At 65.5% G+C, this 18051-nt stretch carries 13 protein-coding genes, 1 tRNA gene and 7 pseudogenes; 8 read left to right on the top strand and 13 right to left on the bottom strand.

All coding sequences use genetic code 11. The features are described 5' to 3' along the window. Position 1 precedes the first annotated feature (1 nt). Genes sbnB through sbnA form a run of 3 tightly spaced genes read left to right on the top strand, consistent with a single transcriptional unit; the run spans position 2 to position 2482 of the window. Positions 2–1048 (top strand): 2,3-diaminopropionate biosynthesis protein SbnB, encoded by a 1047-nt coding sequence (gene sbnB / locus SALPAC3_RS0111445; protein WP_018221377.1) that lies wholly within the window; start codon positions 2–4, stop codon positions 1046–1048. Next, a complete protein-coding gene (locus SALPAC3_RS0111440) occupies positions 1045–1542 on the top strand; it encodes an HAD family hydrolase (RefSeq protein WP_018221376.1) in 498 nt (165 codons plus the stop codon). Before sbnB ends, SALPAC3_RS0111440 begins: the two co-directional genes overlap by 4 nt. Further along, positions 1520–2482: a 2,3-diaminopropionate biosynthesis protein SbnA gene (gene sbnA, locus SALPAC3_RS0111435; RefSeq protein WP_018221375.1), complete on the top strand. Its 963-nt coding sequence runs from the start codon at positions 1520–1522 to the stop codon at positions 2480–2482. The genes SALPAC3_RS0111440 and sbnA overlap by 23 nt, the downstream gene beginning before the upstream one ends. A 320-nt stretch (positions 2483–2802) precedes the next feature. Here the strand turns inward: sbnA and SALPAC3_RS29405 are convergent. The 3 genes and pseudogenes from SALPAC3_RS29405 to SALPAC3_RS27955 form a co-directional block, all read right to left on the bottom strand. Then, positions 2803–3578, bottom strand: a pseudogene (locus SALPAC3_RS29405) (aldo/keto reductase). Between the two features lie 137 nt (positions 3579–3715). Further along, positions 3716–5512 carry a B12-binding domain-containing radical SAM protein gene (locus SALPAC3_RS0111415; protein ID WP_018221372.1) on the bottom strand — a complete coding sequence of 599 codons (1797 nt, stop codon included), beginning with the start codon at positions 5510–5512 and terminating at the stop codon, positions 3716–3718. Positions 5513–5617: 105 nt separating this feature from the next. Further along, a pseudogene (locus SALPAC3_RS27955) lies at positions 5618–6775 on the bottom strand (IS3 family transposase). A 71-nt stretch (positions 6776–6846) separates the two neighbouring features. Here SALPAC3_RS27955 and SALPAC3_RS25705 point away from each other — a divergent pair. Continuing rightward, positions 6847–7530 (top strand): annotated as a pseudogene (locus SALPAC3_RS25705) (site-specific integrase); the annotation flags it as partial. A 154-nt stretch (positions 7531–7684) separates the two neighbouring features. Here the strand turns inward: SALPAC3_RS25705 and SALPAC3_RS0111390 are convergent. The 4 genes and pseudogenes from SALPAC3_RS0111390 to SALPAC3_RS29195 form a co-directional block, all read right to left on the bottom strand. Further along, positions 7685–7760 (bottom strand) — tRNA-Arg (locus tag SALPAC3_RS0111390). A 210-nt stretch (positions 7761–7970) separates the two neighbouring features. Continuing rightward, positions 7971–8351: a hypothetical protein gene (locus SALPAC3_RS0111385; protein ID WP_018221369.1), complete on the bottom strand. Its 381-nt coding sequence runs from the start codon at positions 8349–8351 to the stop codon at positions 7971–7973. Further along, a complete protein-coding gene (locus tag SALPAC3_RS0111380) occupies positions 8348–9085 on the bottom strand; it encodes a P-loop NTPase family protein (protein ID WP_018221368.1) in 738 nt (245 codons plus the stop codon). Before SALPAC3_RS0111380 ends, SALPAC3_RS0111385 begins: the two co-directional genes overlap by 4 nt. A 20-nt stretch (positions 9086–9105) precedes the next feature. Continuing rightward, positions 9106–9637 (bottom strand): annotated as a pseudogene (locus tag SALPAC3_RS29195) (SAF domain-containing protein). On the opposite strand from SALPAC3_RS29195, the gene SALPAC3_RS28345 reads away from it, so the two are divergent. Then, positions 9611–10210, top strand: coding sequence for a hypothetical protein (locus SALPAC3_RS28345; protein WP_198290375.1), 600 nt, complete (start codon positions 9611–9613; stop codon positions 10208–10210). The pseudogene SALPAC3_RS29195 and the gene SALPAC3_RS28345 overlap by 27 nt on opposite strands. Positions 10211–10353: 143 nt before the next feature. Here the strand turns inward: SALPAC3_RS28345 and SALPAC3_RS25695 are convergent, their stop codons facing one another. Genes SALPAC3_RS25695 through SALPAC3_RS0111360 form a run of 3 tightly spaced genes read right to left on the bottom strand, consistent with a single transcriptional unit; the run spans position 10354 to position 12695 of the window. Then, the gene (locus tag SALPAC3_RS25695; protein ID WP_269744916.1) at positions 10354–10782 is read right to left on the bottom strand and encodes a very short patch repair endonuclease; all 429 of its coding nucleotides are present in this window, start codon (positions 10780–10782) and stop codon (positions 10354–10356) included. Next, on the bottom strand, positions 10769–11521 hold the full coding sequence (locus SALPAC3_RS25690; RefSeq protein ID WP_018221365.1) for a GIY-YIG nuclease family protein: 753 nt from the start codon (positions 11519–11521) through the stop codon (positions 10769–10771). Before SALPAC3_RS25690 ends, SALPAC3_RS25695 begins: the two co-directional genes overlap by 14 nt. 40 nt (positions 11522–11561) lie before the next feature. After that, positions 11562–12695, bottom strand: a complete 1134-nt coding sequence (locus SALPAC3_RS0111360; RefSeq protein ID WP_026185465.1) for a DNA cytosine methyltransferase — start codon at positions 12693–12695, stop codon at positions 11562–11564. 356 nt (positions 12696–13051) lie between these two features. Here SALPAC3_RS0111360 and SALPAC3_RS27950 point away from each other — a divergent pair, with 356 nt between their 5' ends. After that, positions 13052–13291, top strand: coding sequence for a hypothetical protein (locus SALPAC3_RS27950; RefSeq protein ID WP_157632322.1), 240 nt, complete (start codon positions 13052–13054; stop codon positions 13289–13291). Positions 13292–13485: 194 nt separating this feature from the next. On the opposite strand, the pseudogene SALPAC3_RS27010 reads toward SALPAC3_RS27950, so the two are convergent. From SALPAC3_RS27010 to SALPAC3_RS28730, 3 pseudogenes are all read right to left on the bottom strand, one after another. Then, positions 13486–13816, bottom strand: a pseudogene (locus SALPAC3_RS27010) (integrase core domain-containing protein); the annotation flags it as partial. Between the two features lie 208 nt (positions 13817–14024). After that, positions 14025–14504, bottom strand: a pseudogene (locus tag SALPAC3_RS28735) (IS110 family transposase); the annotation flags it as partial. 277 nt (positions 14505–14781) lie between these two features. Continuing rightward, positions 14782–15499 (bottom strand): annotated as a pseudogene (locus SALPAC3_RS28730) (IS3 family transposase); the annotation flags it as partial. Between the two features lie 436 nt (positions 15500–15935). On the opposite strand from SALPAC3_RS28730, the gene SALPAC3_RS0111335 reads away from it, so the two are divergent. Both SALPAC3_RS0111335 and SALPAC3_RS0111330 read left to right on the top strand, forming a co-directional pair. Next, positions 15936–16730 carry a hypothetical protein gene (locus SALPAC3_RS0111335; RefSeq protein WP_157632320.1) on the top strand — a complete coding sequence of 265 codons (795 nt, stop codon included), beginning with the start codon at positions 15936–15938 and terminating at the stop codon, positions 16728–16730. Between the two features lie 5 nt (positions 16731–16735). Further along, complete coding sequence (locus SALPAC3_RS0111330; RefSeq protein ID WP_157632319.1) at positions 16736–18049, top strand: ParB N-terminal domain-containing protein; 1314 nt, start codon at positions 16736–16738, stop codon at positions 18047–18049. Positions 18050–18051 lie beyond the last annotated feature (2 nt).

Genomic DNA, 18051 nt, shown 5'->3' with positions numbered 1-18051 from the left:
CGTGACCGATCAGCGAGACGAGCAGCAGTTCACCGTCGTGGCCGGTGCGGCCGTACACCGGACGTTGCAGGGCACCGAGCGCGAACTCATCGAGCTGGTGGAGCGCGCTTACCTGGTGCACGGCGCGGGCTCGACGGTGAATCCCCCCTCGTACTTCCTCCGGTTTCCGGACCGCCCGGATGCGCGCATCATCGCGCTGCCCGCGTCGGTCGGCGACCCGGTCGGCGTGGACGGGATCAAATGGATCTCCAGCTTCCCGTCGAATCTCGCCGCCGGACTTCCCCGGGCCTCGGCCGTGCTGATCCTCAACGACCCGAGAACCGGATTCCCGTACGCCTGTCTGGAAGGTTCCATCATTAGCGCGGCCCGGACGGCCGCGTCGGCGGCGGTGGCGATGCGGGCGATGACCCGGCAGCGCGGGGTTGCTCCCCGGCGCCTCGGTTTCGTAGGCACCGGGCTGATCGCCCGCTACATCGACCGCTATCTGCGGGTCCTGGGCTGGGAGCTCGACGAGATCGGGGTGTTCGATTTGGCGGCGGATTCCGCCCGCGGCTTCAACGGCTATCTGCGCGGCGAACATCCCGGGTTGCCGATCGTCAACCACACGACAGCAAGCGAGCTGCTGGAGAACAGCGACGTGGCGGTTTTCGCGACCACGGCCGCCATACCGCACGTCGGTCCGGGGCGGTGGCTCGAGCACAACCCGCTGGTGCTGCACGTATCCCTTCGGGATCTCACCGTCGACGTCATCGACGCGGTGGTCAACGTGGTGGACGACCGCGCCCACGTGCTGCAGGCGAACACCTCGGTGCACCTGACCCAGCAGGCCCACGACGGCGCCGACCCGGCCGCGGCCACGCTCGACGACCTGCTCACCGACCGGTTCACGATCCCGGCCGACCAGCCGGTGGTGTTCTCCCCGTTCGGGCTGGGGGTGCTGGATCTGGTCGTCGGCGACCACGTCTTCCGAGCGGCCCGCGAGCGCGGGGAAGTGCACGCGGTCGACCGGTTCTTCTTCGACATGCAGCGGCACAGCGCTCCGGCATGAAGGCTCTGATATTCGGGGGTAAAGGGGTTCTGGTCGGTCCCGGCGGCCCCCGTTCGGGAGTTCGCCGGCTGGCCCGGGAGGCGCTGGTCGCGGGATGGCGGGTCGTGGTCGGTGCGGAGCGGGCGCGGTCCGTGATGAACGTGGCGTTCGGCATGGAACTGCTGCCCGACATCGTGGTGGCGCCCGATCCTCTCCGTTGCGATCCGGGCGACTGCCTGGTCATCGAAAGCACCCGCGAGGGCTTGCTGGCGGCCGGGTCGAACTGCGTGATCACACCGACGCCGGCGACCTTCCACGCGGACTTCTCCGAGGCGCTGCTGGTGGTCACCGGGCTCGGTGACCCCGGGGCGCCACCCGAAGTCGTCATCGGCGGCCGTACCCTGACCACCGCCCGCCCCTGGTACGGGCTGGCCGATCTCGAGTGGCTCGCCGCCATACCGGGCGCTCGCCGGCACCCGGAGAGGCAGTTCGATGATCTACGACTCCATTCTTGAGTGCATCGGCCGGACGCCCGTCGTACGCCTGAACCGGCTCTTTCCCACCGGCGGGGTCGAGGTCCTGGCGAAACTCGAGTTCCTGAACCCCGGCGGCAGCATCAAGGACCGGCCGGCGAAACACATCATCGAGCAGGGTCTGCGCAGCGGGGCCATCACCGGCCGGTCCAGGCTGGTCGAGAGCACGTCCGGAAATTTCGGCATCGCGCTGGCAATGGTGGCGAAGATCTACAACCTCACCTTCACGGCCGTCATCGATCCCAACATCTCGCCCGCCAACCTGGCCATCCTCCGCAACCTCGGTGCCTGTATCGACCTGGTGACCGCTGAGGACGCAGCCGGTGGCTACCTCCACTCGCGGATCAGCCGAGTGGCCGAGATCGTCGCAGGCGATCCGGACGCGTTCTGGATCAACCAGTACGCCAACGAGCTCAACCAGGCCGCGCACTACTCACACACCGCCGAGGAGCTCATCGACGACCTGGAGACCGCCCCGGATGTGCTGGTCGTCGCGGTAAGCACGGGCGGCACCATCGTGGGCACGGCCCGCCGGATGCGGATCGAATACCCCGGACTGATCGTCATCGGGGTCGACAGCGTCGGCTCGGTGATCTTCGGCGGACCGCCCGGGACCCGGCGGCTGCCCGGCATCGGCGCCAGCCGCCGTCCCGAGCTGATCGATCTGGGCGTGATCGACCGGGTCGTGCATGTGACGGAGCCGGACTGCATAGCCGCCTGCCACGACCTCCTGACGCAAGAGGGCATCTTGGCCGGCGCGTCGTCCGGGGCGGTGATCGCCGCCGTCCGCGGCCTACTTCCGTTGCTGCCCGAGCGGTCCCGCGTGGTCACGCTGTTCCCCGACCGCGGCGAACGCTATCTGGACCTGGTCTTTCCGGCCGCCGAACAGCTTGACATCCAGAAACGGGGAGAAGAACGATGAACGGTCAGGACACCCATGCTCAGGTCCAGGCGCTGGTCCGGATACATCCGCAGCTCCGCGACCGCGTCGGCCCGGCCCGGATCGCCAAGCAGCGTCCGGCCGACGAAGGCGCCGGAGACGATTTCGGCGCACCCCGGCGTGGTGCGAGCTACGTCGTCACGCAGCAGTCCGTCCGCACCCGGCTGCGGGGCATCGACCAGATGACCGGCATCCGGACCAGTCCATGTCGTGCTCGATCTGCTGGGCGGGGACGGGCTCGTCCACCGGGTCCGATCGCTGCTCGGCGGGAGCATCCCGGCCTCACTTCAGTGGCCAATCCCTTACCAGTCGTGCAAGGAGAAGGGTTGTTTCTCTTGGTGGAGGCGGATGACCTCGGCGGTGTAGGGCATGGTTGGGTCGGGTAGCTCGTCTGGTGGGAACCAGGCGAGTTGGGAGCATTTGTCGGGTTCGGCGTTGCGGGGTTCGCTGGCCAGTCGGTGGCGAGGAAGCCGAACCCGATTCGGGAGTCGTGGTGTGGGGGGCGGTGGTGTGTGACTTTGATGAGCAGGTCTATTCCGCGTTGTCGCGCCAGGTCGATCACGGTGCTCTCGTCGGTCCGGTAGGCAGGGCTGAGCAAGTTGTGACGGACAGCGATCAGATCTGGTTGGCAGCGGTCGAGCAGGTGCAGGAATCGTCGTGCTTGTTTCCCGCGGGGATTGCTCTCGTCCGCCCACTGCGTGGCGAATTCATGGGGAGCACGAATCGCGATAGCGCGGATCAGGCCCTCGCGTTTGAACTCGTGCATTTGTACGATCGCCTCGGCGAGGTATTGGTCATTTGAGCCGAAGTCTGTGCTGTGGTAGGCGTAGATGTCGACGTAGTCGGTGCCTAGTCGGGTCAGTGACCGTCGTAGGTGCCGCGTCATCTGAAGCGCCTGGTAAGGGTGTCCACTGCGCCGGTCGTAGCCGGTCTTGGTGCTGACGATCACCTGGTCGCGGGGTACCTCGGCCAGCAGGTAGCCGAGACGTTCCTCGCCTCGGCCGTGGCCGTATACGTCGGCGGTATCGAACAGTAGCAGACCCCTTTCCCAGGCGGCGCGTAGCGCGTCCAATGCCATGATGTCGTGGGTGGGTGCCCAGCCGACATCCGCGCCATCGTTGACGCAGGGACCGGCGAGGGGCCAGCAGCCGGCGGCCAGTGCCGGGGAGGTCCGGCCGAGCCGGGTGGGTTGTCGCGGTGGCAGCTCGGGGGCGGTCACGTGCCGCATGGGTCTGCCGTGTTGATCAGCGCCCAGTCGGTGGGGGTGGTCCAGTGAGTGTGGGCAGTGGTGAGGATGTCGGCTCGGTCGGCGGGAAGCACGGCGAGGACCGTGGCGATGGTCGGTGTCATGGCCGCCTGTACCTCGCCAAGCCCTCGGTTCAGCAGGTCAATCAACGCGGGGTTGAGAGCTTCCGGGGCGGGGGTGTGGAGTGGGTGCCGGTCGATGAGGTCGAGCATACGGCCGAGCAGTGTCGCTGCGGCGTTCTTGAGGACCACCCGCGCGGCGCGGACCTGGCGTCGCGCCTGGCCGTCGAGGATTTTCTCCAGGCTTTTGAGGGTGTAGTCGAACGCGAAGTTCCGGTCGATCCTGAGCTGTGCGTGGTGGGAGGCGCTGCCGATGCGCCAGTCGGCGTAGTCGGCGTCAACGCGGCCCATTGACGGGCGGACTGTGCGGGTCAGGCCAGCCTGTTCAGCGCGACGGGTGTACGCAGCTCCGATCAGGCACTCCATGGACACGAGCATGTAGGAGATGCCGGTGTGCAGCGGCCGACCGGTGGTATGCGCGGCGACGAACGTCTCATCGCGGACCCCGTCCACGATTGTCTCGACCGGAAGGTAGGGCAGCGGCCGTAGGAGGAGTTCGGTGCGGGCCTGGAACGCGTGGCTCTCGGCAAGTTCGTCGCGGGTCATGAGCGGGTCGAAGGTGATGTAGGTGAATCGGGTTGGTACCCCCAGCGCGGTCAGGGTCCGGATAGCCAGAGCGTTCTGCTCGGCTGTGGTCTCCTTGTTGAATCGCTCAAGGATCGACGTGACCCCGGACTCGACCCCGAACAGCATGCGACGTAGTCCCCGCTGCAGCAGTCCGTGCCACATGTGGGCGCGGTCGAGGTGCCACTGTCGGTCGCGGTGCGGGTCCACTACCTGGTCAACCCGGCATGACGACTCCCAGCGAAAGCCCGCCGAATGAACAGTGTCGGCGACGGCCAAGGCCCGGGGCGCGGCATCCGGGTCGCCGCCGATGAACTCTTCGTCTACCAAGTACAGCGTGCGCGAGGTTTCGGGATGGCGGTCAAATACCTGCGACATCGCTGCCAGGACCGTCGGCATTCCGTCGGCGCGTGCCCCGGACCACGTGCCCTTATGCCCGCGTGGGCAGAACGAGCAGTAGTTGGTGCATCCTCGCGACGTCTCCAGTTGCGCGACGCCGCGGTGGGTGAACGTGGCATCGAGCAGGTCCAGCTCCGGCAAGTTGTCTGTCTGTGCGCGGTTGGCGATCGTCCGGGTCCGGCGGTACCGGCCCACCTGCAGTAAGCCTTCCTGTGCACGGCTGTTGCCGGAGTAGCCGATGCCTCGGATGTCGGGCAGTGAGAGGTCGCCGTGCCAGTAGCTGATCGCGTCCTGGATCGTCGGCTCGCCGGCCCCACGGGCTATGAGTAGCTGCGGGTATCGGTCCAGCAGTAGGCGCTCGTTGCGCGCGGTGAGGCTGCCGCCGGCAAGCACCAGCGGGGCTACGGCCATGCCGTACACCTGATCCAGCAGCCGGAGCATCAGGTCGTGCTGTCCAAACGTCGCGGACACTCCGAGGATGTCGGGGCGATTCTCATCAATAACGGCGATGAGGTCGTCGAGGGTGGCCCCCAACTGCATATCCAACAGGTCCACCTGGCCGGTCAGGGTGCTTCGCGCTGCTCGTGCAAGATCAGAAATCGCCAACGGAAACCGTGGCAGTGGGAAGATCTCCGGCCGGTACAGAGCTGTCAGCAGGACACGCGGGTGGAGTAGACGCTGCATTGCCTGTCTATCGATAGCCGCTGGCGACAGCCACGAGTTCGGTGCTTCTAGTATGAGGTGATCAGCTGCCTAAGGGTCTGCTGCACCGATGGGTGACGGTTCCAGTTACGCGGCCTGACTGGCCGGTGGGGTCGTGATGGTCTCGTACTCGTTAGGGGTCAACCGGGACAGAGAGTGTCGTCGGCGGCGGTGGTAGGTCCGTTCGATCCAGGTCACGATCGCGGTCCTGAGCTGCTGGCGGGTGGTCCAGGTCCGCCGGTCGAGGACGTTGTTCTGCAGCAGGCCGAAGAACGATTCCATGGCGGCGTTGTCGCCGGCGGCGCCGACTCTGCCCATCGATCCGGTCATGTGATGCTGGTGCAGGGCGTGGACAAATTTTCGCCCTGCGACCCACGGTCGGTGTGCAGCACGCAGCCGGCCAGCCGGCCGCGTCGGGCTACGGCGTTGTACAGGGCGTTGACGGCCAGCCGGGACTTCATCCGTGAGTCGATGGAGTAGCCGACAATCCGCCTCGACCACGCGTCCTTGATCGCGCACAGGTAGAGCTTGCCCTCGCCGGTGCGGTGTTCGGTGATGTCGGCCAGCCACAACCGGTTCGGGCCCGCTGGCGGTGAAGTCCCGTTGCACGAGGTCGTTGTGAACCGGTGGACCGACCTTGCCGCCCTTGCCGCGCTTCTTGCGCTTACCGAAGGCGCTCCACCAGCCATTGTCCGAGCAGATCTTCCACCCGGTGCGCTCGGCCATCGCCTGGCCGGCGGCGCGGGCCTCATCGACCAGGAACCGGTACCCGAACTCCGGGTCATCGCGGTGGGCATCGACCAGGGCGTTCGCGCGATGAGCGGCGACGAGTTCGGCGTCACCGACGCTGCCGGCCGAGCCACCGGTAGTAGGGCTGACGAGCGATGTTCAATACCCGGCACGTCACCGCGACGGGGATCCCGTCGGCGGCCAGCTCGCTCACGAGCGGGTAGAGCCTTTTCCCGGCAGATGCGCCTGCGACAAGTAGGCAGCGGCCCGACGCAGGACCTCGTTCTCCTGCAGCAAGCGGATCCGTTTGCGGGCCTCGCGCAGCTCGGCTGACTCGCCACTGGGCGTGCCGGGCTTCGCGCCGGCGTCGATGTCGGCCTGACGCAGCCACTTGAACAACGTCATCGGGTGGACCCCGAAGTCCTTCGCGATCTGCTCGACCGTCACTCCCGCCTCGCGGTCACGAGCCACCCGCACGACGTCATCACGGAACTCTCGGGGGTAAGGCTTGGGCACACAGCGACATCCTTCCAGCCCGCCCACAGGGCAAGCCAACTCAGATGTCACCTACTGGTGCAGCAGACCCCGTCGCCTTGGAGACGGAGCAGTTGGAGGGCGTCCGTGCGGCCATCCAGCGGTGGCAGCAGGCCACCCCCGGTAAACCCGGGCCTCGGCATACCGGCGATCTGGGCGACATTGTTGACCTCATGCTCGCACCCGGTGCCCGTATCGGCGAAATCCTGGCGCTGCGGTGGAAGGATCTCGACCTTGCCGCTGAACGACCGACACTGACCATCTGCGGCACGATCATCTACCTCAAGGGCAAGGGCTTCTTCCGGCAGGATTGGACGAAATCCGACGCCGGCTTCCGAACCGTCGTCCTTCCTCGCTTCGCCGTCGGAATGCTGATGACCCGCAAGCTCAACGCCGCCGACAACCCCCGCGATGCGATCTTCGCCTCCCGGCGCGGCACCTGGCTGTCTCCACAGAACGTCCGCCGCCAGTGGCGTCAAGCTCGCGCCGACGCTGGCCTCGAATGGGTCACGCCACACACCTTCCGCAAGACCGTCGCCACCCTGATTGACAAGGAGGCCGACGCCAAGCACGCCGCAGCCCAGCTCGGCCACGCCACCGAGGAGGTCACCAACAGGCACTACATCGTCAAGCCCGCTCTCGCACCAGACAGCTCCGAAATCCTTGAACAGCTCGGCGCTGGTCAGGCCACGACCAGGCACGAGCGTCGCTCCCATGGCCCACGCGAGACCGGATAGACACACAGGGGACCGTCCCCGACACGCCGCAGCACGGACCTTCAGAACCCGATCGCCCCCCAACGTTACCGAGGGGTTTTTCGGGAGGCGATTCAAAATTGCATAGATAGAAATCTAGGCCCTGGCTGGCTTAATGCTGGTCAGGGCCTTGTGTTGGTGCCCCCGGCAGGAATCGAACCTGCGACACACGGTTTAGGAAACCGTTGCTCTATCCCCTGAGCTACGAGGGCGCGAGCGCCCAGTCTAGCGACCCGGGGGTTCACCTGGGGTGGCAGGGAGTGGCCCACGTTCACCCACGTCACCCGGCCCCCTGTTGTCGCAGCCCAGGAGCACACCCCGAGCACACGTACCCGGGTTGCGACCGGCGGTCGCCCGCGATGGCCCGTGTTGGCATCGGTTCACCCGGGTTGGCGTCCGCTGAAGAGCACACACCGCGCACATCATCGAAGATGATGTGGGCTGTCCGCTCCCCGGCTGGGCGTCGCTTGCGGCGGGGGCTTCGACGAGTTTGTCATTAGCCGCGTGGTGGCCCAGTCGTCGCTGTCGCGGTTCAGGTCCCTTGGGCCGAGGAAGCTGTCCCGCAAAGCGCGGGCCAGGGCCGCCTCGGCCTGCGGAGTGAGCGGCGGCCGTCCGGCGGAGATGTCCTCGCGAGCGTGGACGACGAGTTCCTCGGTGATGTATCCCGCGAGCACCGCGTGGCGCTCACCGTCGGGAAGCTGCGCGCCGTGCACGGCCAGACGGTCGCTGACCCGAGCGCGCAGCCGCGCCAACACATCCGGCGGCACCGCGGTCGTGCCGCCGTTGAGAGCCGTGGCGGTCACCGCGTGACCTTCAGCCCCGCACCAGCGAACTGTCCGCCGACCGCGACGGACGCGGCGAGGGCACGTAGCGCCTGGGCGAGGCGGGTACGGGTCCACGCCCGCCCCGTCATCCGCCCGGCGAGGACGCCCGCGCCCCATCGGTCGGTGGGCAACTGCGCCCACACCGGGACACCAAGGCGCCCACTGATCTCGGCCGGGGCGTAGGCGGACCTGCCGGAGACGGCCAGCCCGACACCACCTAGCCCGACAGCCGCACGCAGCGCCGGCAGGCGGGTGTCCAGATGATCCAGGTGCTCCGTTGACCCCCAGGTGACCAGCACGACTGCGTCAGTGGAGCGCAGCAGGCCCCAAGCCGGGCTGTGCGCGTATAGGCGGCCCGCGTCGGCGACCACCACCGACGGCGCCAACCCCGCGACCGCGTCGGCCCGGCCGGCGAGGACCGATACCGCCCCCGCGGCGGTCTCGGCCGCACCCGGCCCGACGAGGACGTGCAAGCCCAGCGGCACCTGCTGCACGTACGGCGCCGCCCCATCGGTGTTGTCACCGTGCCGTGCCGCTGCCGCCAAGGACGCCAGACCCGGCTCCTGCGCCAGCCCGAACCGCGCAGCGACCACCCCACCGCCGGGGTCAGCCTCTACCAGCAACGCCGGGTGCTTCGGCCACAACGCCGCCATCCCCAACGCTGTCGTTGACGCGCCCGGCGCGCCGGACATCGACGCCGCCACCACCAGCATCTCCCGCGCCTCCTCACATCTCATTGGGACGGGCCGAGTTGCACCAGCGACACGTCTCCCGGGGCCGCCGCGACCGCTTCCGCCGAATCCGCGGCGAGCAGTACCGTCACTAACTGTGTGCCCACCTGGTCCCCGCCCGCCGCCACGGACACGACCGTGGCCACCGCCCGGCGCACACCGTTGTTCTGCTGTGACGCCTGCTGTCCCCCCGCAGGCGGAGCGACCAGCACCACCACCCGCGACCCGGCGGTCAGGCTCGTCGGGGCCCGGCCCGGCTTGACCGGCACCTAGATCACCGCCTGCCCCGGTGCGGGCCACGCCGCCGGCCCGACTTGCGCCGATACCAGCAGGCTCCCCGCCGCCAGCGGCACCGCCGCCGAACGGCCGACGATCCCCCCCACGCCGCTCGGCCGGGACGAGATCCAGGCCGAACGGGTTCGCCACCCGCACCACCCGCACATCGGCGTCGGCGATGACCTGACCCGCTGGTACGTCCCGCGCTACGGCGAGGAACTGCTCGTCAACGTGCCGGCGCAGATCCAGCACCCCCATCGCGACCGCGTCCGTGCGCTGATTTGTCAGGTGGCGTCGAATTCGCGTGCTGACGCCTTCTGTCGTCTTCCCCACGTACATGGCTTCACCATCGAAGTCATAAAATGCGTAGACTCCGTAGCCACCCGAACCAACCTTCTTGTTTCCAACCTGCCATTCGTGCCAACGGTTTCTAAGTCCCGCTCGAAGCTCTATGCCCCGGGCAAGCATTCCTCGCTTCGCTATCGTCTCCTCAAGTTTGCCCGATGCCTCTTTCAGGGAGGCCCGAACTGCCGCGAGGTCCGCTTTGCACTGTTTGGAGCCCCGACGAGGCGAAGGCGCAGCAAGGATTCCACTCAGGCGGGCCCGCACTTGCGCCTCCGATTCTTTCAGGCAAGATACCTTGTCATCCAGCTCGCTGATGAGTTTGTCAAGCTCGCCAGCATCGCGGCCAAGGGCACCGAGCGCTGCAGCGTCTTCGTCGAGCGTCAGCTTCAGTCCCTCGGCCAACAGCTGGTAGAACTCCCTAATATCGGGCGTATCGGCGTTGTAGTTGTGCGGCGGGACGAGTCCGGGCATGGTTCAAAAGACTAGCCTAGACCGCGAGCGGGGAAGCGTAACCGGCCTAGGCGACGAATAAGTCCAAGATCGCCTAACGGGCCCTAGCTTCTCCGCAAGGGACATTGGGCAGGCTGGCCCGGCGACCAGCCTGTCCGCGCGGCAGCGCAGGCTGGCTGCTATCGGGACAGGACGAAGCGCTTGACGCGGGCAGCGACCTCTGCCACCTGTTCGTGCTCCCATACTCTGATCACGGTCCAGCCTGCATCGTTCAGCTGGCCATCGACGGCGGTGTCGCGGTTCCGGTTTCTCTCGATCTTTGCATGCCAGTAGCCCGTCGGGTCAGAGGGCATACGCCCGTGTTCGGGACAGCCATGCCAGAAGCAGCCATCAAGGAAGACCGCAATTTTGCGCCGCAGGAAGACAATGTCAGGGCGGACCTTTCTGTCCTGCAACTGAATCTGTAGTGCCACACGATATCGAAGGCCCTGCCGGAACAGCTCACGCCGCAGCGCGAGTTCCGGTTTGGTGCCGGAGCTCCGATTAGCCTTCATTGACTTGGAAGCGCTTGAGGGCGGTGGAGTCGCCGGGAGCTTAACTGTGGGCAATCTGCCGCCTATCAGGATGTTGGAAGATGCCTTCCGGCACCTCGACGACTCCTTCGGTGCCTTCGACCTCAATCACGTCCTTCAGGGCCTCGTAGCGGGCACGTGCTAGGTCGTTAAGCCGTTTGGTCTGTGTCAGCAGCGTCCGCCTCAGTCCCGGTGACACCTTGCGCTCGCTGATGTTCTTGGCGAGAAGCGAGATTGTCTGCGCCCGCCGGGCGATCCGGGCATCCGGATGGCTGCGATCCGGGAAGATGCTGTCCGGAATGATGACGCAGGTCAGCGGGTCGGGAAGCTCAACTGGTTCGGCGGCGGGAATATCACCTTCGTTGAGTATGGCGTTGAAGGTGCTCGCCTTGAGCAGGTTCTGGTAGACGGCATACTCATACGGATCGAGAGCGGATTTGCGATCCTTGGACGGAAGATCGCCGATGTGGGGTAACGACCACATCGATACGGTATGGACCTCGAATGGATCGAGTACGTATTTCGCCACTGCGTCAGACCGCTGGCCGGTCAGGTGCCTTCCGAGCCTGGCACCAAAGCCTTCAGCCGTCTGCCCAACGTAGATCGGCTCTCCGTCGTAGTCATAGAAGGCGTAGACGCCGGCCTTGGCCTTCCCGATGGTCTGGCCAGGGCGCTGCGGGTCCGGCCGCTTGAGGGCAGCTGTGATCGCGTCCCGGATGGCCTGGACCTCGCGGGGCAGGAACGTCGTGGCAAGGTCAATGCGGCGTGTGGACAACTGCAACCTCCGGGCGCTGGACAGGCTCGCCCTCGGAAGGCTACTCGTCGCCTGGCTCGTTGTCTGGCCGCAGTACAGGGATCAGGTAGTGCTCGCCGATCCAGCGGACGACGTCTACGACAACGGCATCGCCGAAGCCGAACAGTTGCTGGTTAGGTGTGCCAGCAACTAGTTTGTAGTCCCTAGCGCCCATGAGGTTGGCGTATTCGCGTGGCGTCATCCAGCGGATCCGAGGCTCGCGTCCGCCTCCCAGTTCGACTAGCGCCTGCTTGCTTGAGCCGCCGCCGGTCGTTCGTAGGCATCCAGCGATGGCGTCGCGCCGGAGTTCCCACATCGAGACGCCTTGCCGTGTACGTCGGTAAGCCGTTCGGCAGGAGAGGGCGTCCGCGACACGGAGGGACTCGAAGCGCGCCTTTTGCACGTCGCTGAGCGAGTCGACGAATGCTTTGACGCGCTGCTCATCCCACCACGCGCCTGACGGCACGTTGTGCTCCACCACTGCGCTGAGGTTCGTCGGGCCATCTGGGAGGTCAGGAAGGTCGAGGTAGTGCATGTTGATGTTCTCGTGGTGCGCTTCGTGGATTTTGGTGACCCAGGCCGGCCGCACGTCGCTGACCTCTGGAACTCCGACATGCGCGTTCTTTGGCAACTCCTCTTTGATGATTCCTATAATGAACATGCGCGGCCGGGACTGCGGCACAAAGTGCCGAGCATCGATAGCAAGCACATCGAGGGAGTATCCCAAATCGTTCAAGCATTGGAGCGCGTCGGTCAAATCTCTGCCGCCGTGGCTGGTCGCAAATCCGTACACATTTTCGAGTAGGACTACGCGGGGTTTATTCGGCAGCTCCTTGATTACTCGGGCGAACTGCCAGAACATTCCGGATTGCTTTCCGACAAGGCCGAGACGGTTGCCTGCGTGAGAGAGGTCGATGCAGGGGAAGCTGCTTGTCGCTAGCTCAATTCCGGAAGGCAGAGACTGTCCGTTGATGTCGCAAATGTCATCGACCTTAAAGTGATCCTCGGCATCGGGATAGTTCGCATAATATGCGTCAAACTTCGCTCGCTTGATGTCATTGGCCCAAACAACTCTCACTCCGAGCGGCTCCAGAGCCGTCCGCACGAGGCCAATGCCGGCGAAAAATTCTGCGGCATTGATTGCCTTGGTTTTCATGCGCCCTCCATCGCCGATCATCGTTGCAGCAGTCTATAACCTGCGACGGCGAACTGACGAGGGATGACGCCGGCCTGTGACCGATCTGATCATACGCCGCATGCCCTTCCGTTCGGTCAGTTACTCAATGTAACGAGAAAACACTTGTAGAGTTACGGATCAGGCAAGGTTAGCGCCTCGGGGCGCGCCGTCGCGGCTCGGCGCTACTGAACGCATGCCGACCTTCAGCCAGCCTTGCGTCCACTGTCACCGACTGCTCGCTCGGATCCGAGCACGCCTCCGTCACACTCCTTACTCTTGCTTGTCAACAATAGCGGCATTCCGCCGCGAGTCCCCTTGGTCTCGAATAAGACAACGTGCTTGTCGTCGCCAACGGCCGATTCGAGCGCAACCAAACGGAATGCCAAAGTCACCTGATGGGGTTGCAGCTCATCACTCGCGCGGCCAGGGAGCGGTGGCTGGCCTTCCTTCACCCGGTCAACGACTGGGTAGATCAGAATCGAACCCGATTGGGGCTCGATATATCGCCTCGCCTGTTCCTCGCCGATCTCCGCGTTGTTGACTGCTATGCCATCTGCGTGCAGGCACGCGTTTGACTACTTCTCCGGGGCCGGTATGTTCGAGTTTGCTGATCCCGCCGTAGCAATCGGGGCTTCTGTCAGGTTCTGGTGTGGATTCTGATAGGGGTGTTCCCCAGGATCCGTCAGTTTGCCGCTGAGCCCTTGTGTTGCGGCAAGATAACGACCCAGCCGCTGATTTGCTGCGGGTGAGCGAACTGAGCCAACGCAAATCAGGTGCCAGCGCATGGGTCTGCTGCACCGATGGGTGACAGTTCCAGTTCCGTGGCCTGACTGGCCGGTTGGGTCATGGTGGTCTCGTACTCGATAGGGGTCAACCGGGACAGGGATCGTTGCCGTCGGCGGTGGTGGTAGGTCCGTTCGATCCAGGTCACGATCGCGGTCCTCAGCTGCTGGCGGGTGGTCAGGTCCGCCGGTCGAGGGCGTTGTTTTGCAGCAGGCCGAAGAAGGACTCCATCGCGGCGTTGTCGCCGGCGGCGCCGACTCTCTGCCCATCGACCCGGTCACGTGGTGCTGGTGCAGGGCCTGGACGAATTTCCGGCTGCTGCCGTAGTGCGGGGCTGTGCAGGGCGCTCAGCACATGTTCGGCCAGGGACGGGTCGTTGCGTCGCCGGCAGCGGCGCAGCAGCGTGGCGAGGCGGCGGGCGGTCAGTCGCAGCCCGGCTTCGGGTGTTGGGGCGGCGCTCAAGACCGCCAATGCCGCCTTGTGTTTGAGGTTCGGGAAAGCGCGCAGCGCTTGCGGGTAGAACTCCAGCAGCAGCGACCGCAGACGGCTGACGGTCTGGTTGAGCGACCAGATCGCGTCCTGGTGCTGACGGGCCAGCGTCTTGATCGCCGAGGCGTGGACGCTGATGCTGGGCAATGGCCGGTGCTGGTGCCGGTCAGTGCGCAACAGATCGGCCAGCACGAACGCGTCGCCCGGGTCGGATTTCTTACCGGATTGCCCGTGTCGTTCCCGGTAACGGGCGACCGCCCGCGGGTTGATCGCGGACACGGTCATCCCGGCGGCCTGCAACGCGACGACCAGCAGATTCTTGTCGGTCTCGATCCCGATCGGCACCGACGCGAGCTGGTCGGCGTCGTCGACGTGCTCGGCCAACAGGGACATCAGGCGGGAGAATCCGGTCGCGCCGGTGTCGATCCTGGCCCGGGCCAGCACGCTGCCGTCGGCGTCGAGCACCGCCACGTCGTGATGCTGCTCGGCCCAGTCGATGCCGCAGGTGATCTGCACTCGGGTCGCCTTCGTGGTCAACAACAAGTTGAGCCCGAGGGCACGCGCGGCGACCTAATGGAAGCGCTCAATGGCGCGGCATCTCACAAGCCGATCACGGACCCGACGACTGGCGGGACCACCGTCTACCTTCAGGCCTCGACGGCCGTGTGCATCATGCGAGTGGACACCGGCCAGCGGCTCACCCACACCTTGCACCCGATCTTGGGCCGGTGATATCTCAGGGGCCCCTGCCAGTCGTCTCCGGGCACCGGAAATCTCTCCGGCCCTGCCATTAGGTGATGTCGCCGACGTAGCGCTGATTGACAGCAGGGGCGGTGAAGTCCCGGCCGATCAGGTCCGGTGCCTTCGCCGCGGCCGGGTCCGGCACCGTCGTACGAACTCGCCTGCGCAGTCGTAGACCCTGCCACCCGAAGCGGCGCATCACCCGCGCGACCCGTTTACGGCAGCCCGGCAGCCCGGCAGCCCGGCATCCCGGAGTTCGGCGGTGATCCGCGGCGCCCCATAGGTGCCGTCGTGCTCGGCGTGCACCGCCCGGATCCGGCCCATCAGAGCCACATAGGCGGCCTGGCGGGCGGCCCGCGCGTCGCCGGCCGAACGCCAGTAGTAGAAGCTCGAGCGAGACACCCCGATAACCTTGCACAACCGCTTCACGCCGTAGCGCTGCTGATGGTCGGCGACGAACTGGAAGCGGTTCACCAGCGCGTCTCACCGGCGAAATACCGGGCCGCCTTCCGCAGAATGTCCCGTTCCTCCTCCAGCTCCCGAACCCTGCGCCGCAACGCCGCTTTCTCGTCCTCCACCGAGCGCGCCGCCGGCGTCACAGGCCCGGCTGCTGCACCCCGACGCTGATCATCAGCGCGGACCCAACTGCGCAACGTCTCCCGATTCACCCCGAGATCGTCAGCGATCTACGCAATCGTCGCTCCCGGCCGAGACCGGTACAACGCCACCGCGTCGGCCTTGAACTCGGCGGGGTAGTGCTTCATCACCATCTGTCAGGGACTCCTGATCTCCCCGGACCATCACGATCCAAGGCTCAAGTGTCCAGGACCAGGGGCAACTCCCGTTTTAGCTTGGTTGCAGGTTGTGCTTGGCCGGGCTTGATCTTAAACTGCGACGGTTCCGTGACAGCAAGCTGTGCGACCGAGGGAACGGGGTCAGCCTGAAGGGGTTGGGAGCCAGCCACCTCCCACGCCCTACAAAGGTCCAACAAGGCGCAGGGCGCCGCCTCCGCTGCGCCAAGCTCACGCTGAACTCGGGCATTGCATCAATCTGGATGCCCTAGAGCAGGGGCATGCTCGTTGCGGCTGGCCCAGCGAGACTAAGGGATTCACTGGATGGCAGCAGGGGAGGCTTGTGACGGTGAGGCCAGAGGACGCGGCACCATGCCGCCACGCGGGAGTCCCGCCGCGCCAGATCGTTCAGAAGGTGAGCGCACTCATTCAGCAGCTAGCCACCGAGCGAGACCTCCTAGCGCGTCATGGTCTGACCACAGAGGAATATCGCGATGCCCTGCCTGCGGCGGTCGAGGCAGCCCGGGGCAGCATGAGCGCAAGCAACTCCGACCGCCGTCAGTTCCTGCTGGACGTCTTGGCGGCGCTTCGAGACGCGGGACTGGTGCAAGCTGTCACCAAGCCACAGTACGGCGACGACACCATATACCGGCTCTCGGTCGAGAAACTCGGCGATATCGCGATCATCCAGAAGGGCTGTCCGGACGGAGCGCATAGCAGCGTGCGTTGGTCGATTCCGGATTGGGCGAATGAGGCATATCTCTGGTGGCTCTGCCCAAGTCTGAGCGCGGAGCCCGGCGAGCACATCGCCAAAGGGGTCAAGCGCTTGCGCGGACGATTTTTTGACGAGATGCCCGGGGCGCTCGACGGTGTCATCTTCCACAACGATCTCTGCGGCACGTCCCGGCGCCTCTGCCCGAAGAAGGCATATGCCACTCAGATCGGGCAACATCTGGTGCCACCCCCATGCATCTATGTGATGCCTGACCGGCAGCCAGATGCCAGCACCGCAAACGGAGCGGTGGAGTGGAACTGGGACGGCAGTAAACAGCGGGAATTCCCACGGATTTTGCTGAGTCTCTTCGGGATCAGTGAACAGGCGTTTCCGGCATATGTCGGGCACGTCGGCTTCCAGCGCAAGGGTCGGACTGTCCGGACGACCATCTCGGCTCGATTCGGCCTCGGCCGATCCGCAACTTACAGGAGTTGATCCGGTTGCCCAACCCGATGCTCGACCAAGACCGTGTGGCGCTACTGCAAGCGCGGGAGCCAGTCCGCCATGTGCTCGTTCCAGCTTGGCCCCGAGAGCAGAAGGAGCTTCCTCAGGTCGAGGTCGAGGTCACCTGGGTGTGCTTCTCCACGCTCAATCACCGGACACGCGCTGAACAGCACCGTGAGATTCACCTGACCAATCAGCCGGACCTCTTCACGGCCGATTCGCTAGGCCCCGCTGCCCAGGACGCGCAGTACCGCATCCTCACAGGCCAAGATGGATTCAAGGAGCTCAAGGAAGATCTTCGTGACCGTGGCCAGCAAGACCCGGCAATCATCACAGCCGACGGCGTCCTGATTAATGGCAACCGTCGCACCGCCGCGCTCCGGTCGCTGTATCAAGACGACGACTGGCTCCGGGCACGCTATGTCCAGTGCCTGATTCTGCCGCAGGACGCACAGCACGAGGAACTGGTTGATCTCGAGGCAGAACTGCAGGTAGCTCGCGATTTCAAACAGGAGTACTCCTGGATCAACGAGGCTTTTTTGATCGAGGAGCTGTACGACCGGGAAGGCAAGGACTTCGCACGAGTGGCTCGTCGCATGCATCGCAGCGTCACCGACGTGCATACCCTTCACGCCAAGCTTCAGCAGGTGCACCAGCTGGTGGACCTGGCCCAAGGTGCACGCTTGCATGTCGACTTCGTCGCCAACGAGTCTGCCTTCGAAGAATTGGCCAAACACATCAGGAACAAGACGCCGGCCGAGGCCGACAGCGTCCGATCGACCTACTTTCTCGGCACCCTCGCCAACGTCGAGTACCGCAAACTGCGGCACCTTCGTCGTCCCGACGCGGCGGAACTGGTCCGGCGGGAAGTCGAACGCGACCCCGCGCTTAAGCCCGTGATCGAGGCGGCCAGCTCCGTAGCCACGAGCAGCGAGGACGGGGATCTGCTAGACGATCTGCTCGGCGAGGTACCACTAGCGCAGCCGTTGAACAACCTTCTCGGCCTCGTTGCTGCCCGAACGCCAGAACAGATGCTGCCGCTCCGAGAAGGAGCTACGGTCTCTGCACGTCAAGTTCTCAGCTCCCTTCGTAGCGCGATCACTGCTGCGGCCGATGAGGCTGAGGAAGAAGCGCGCGACCAGTCGACGGCGAAGGCGCCGCTTGTGCACGCCGACAAGGCGATTGGCGAGCTGAGGCGTATCCTCAAGGACCTCCCGAACGCCCGGACCCGAGCGGACTGGGACGCGTCCGGCTTCGCCGATAGGGTCCTTGAAATCAAGAACCTGCTCCGTGCCGTAGAGGGTGCGTAGGC

Source organism: Salinispora pacifica DSM 45544, from assembly GCF_000378845.1.
In the GTDB taxonomy this organism is placed as follows: domain Bacteria; phylum Actinomycetota; class Actinomycetes; order Mycobacteriales; family Micromonosporaceae; genus Micromonospora; species Micromonospora pacifica.
Note: the sequence above shows the minus strand (reverse complement) of the source record. Positions and strands in the feature narration are given on the sequence as shown.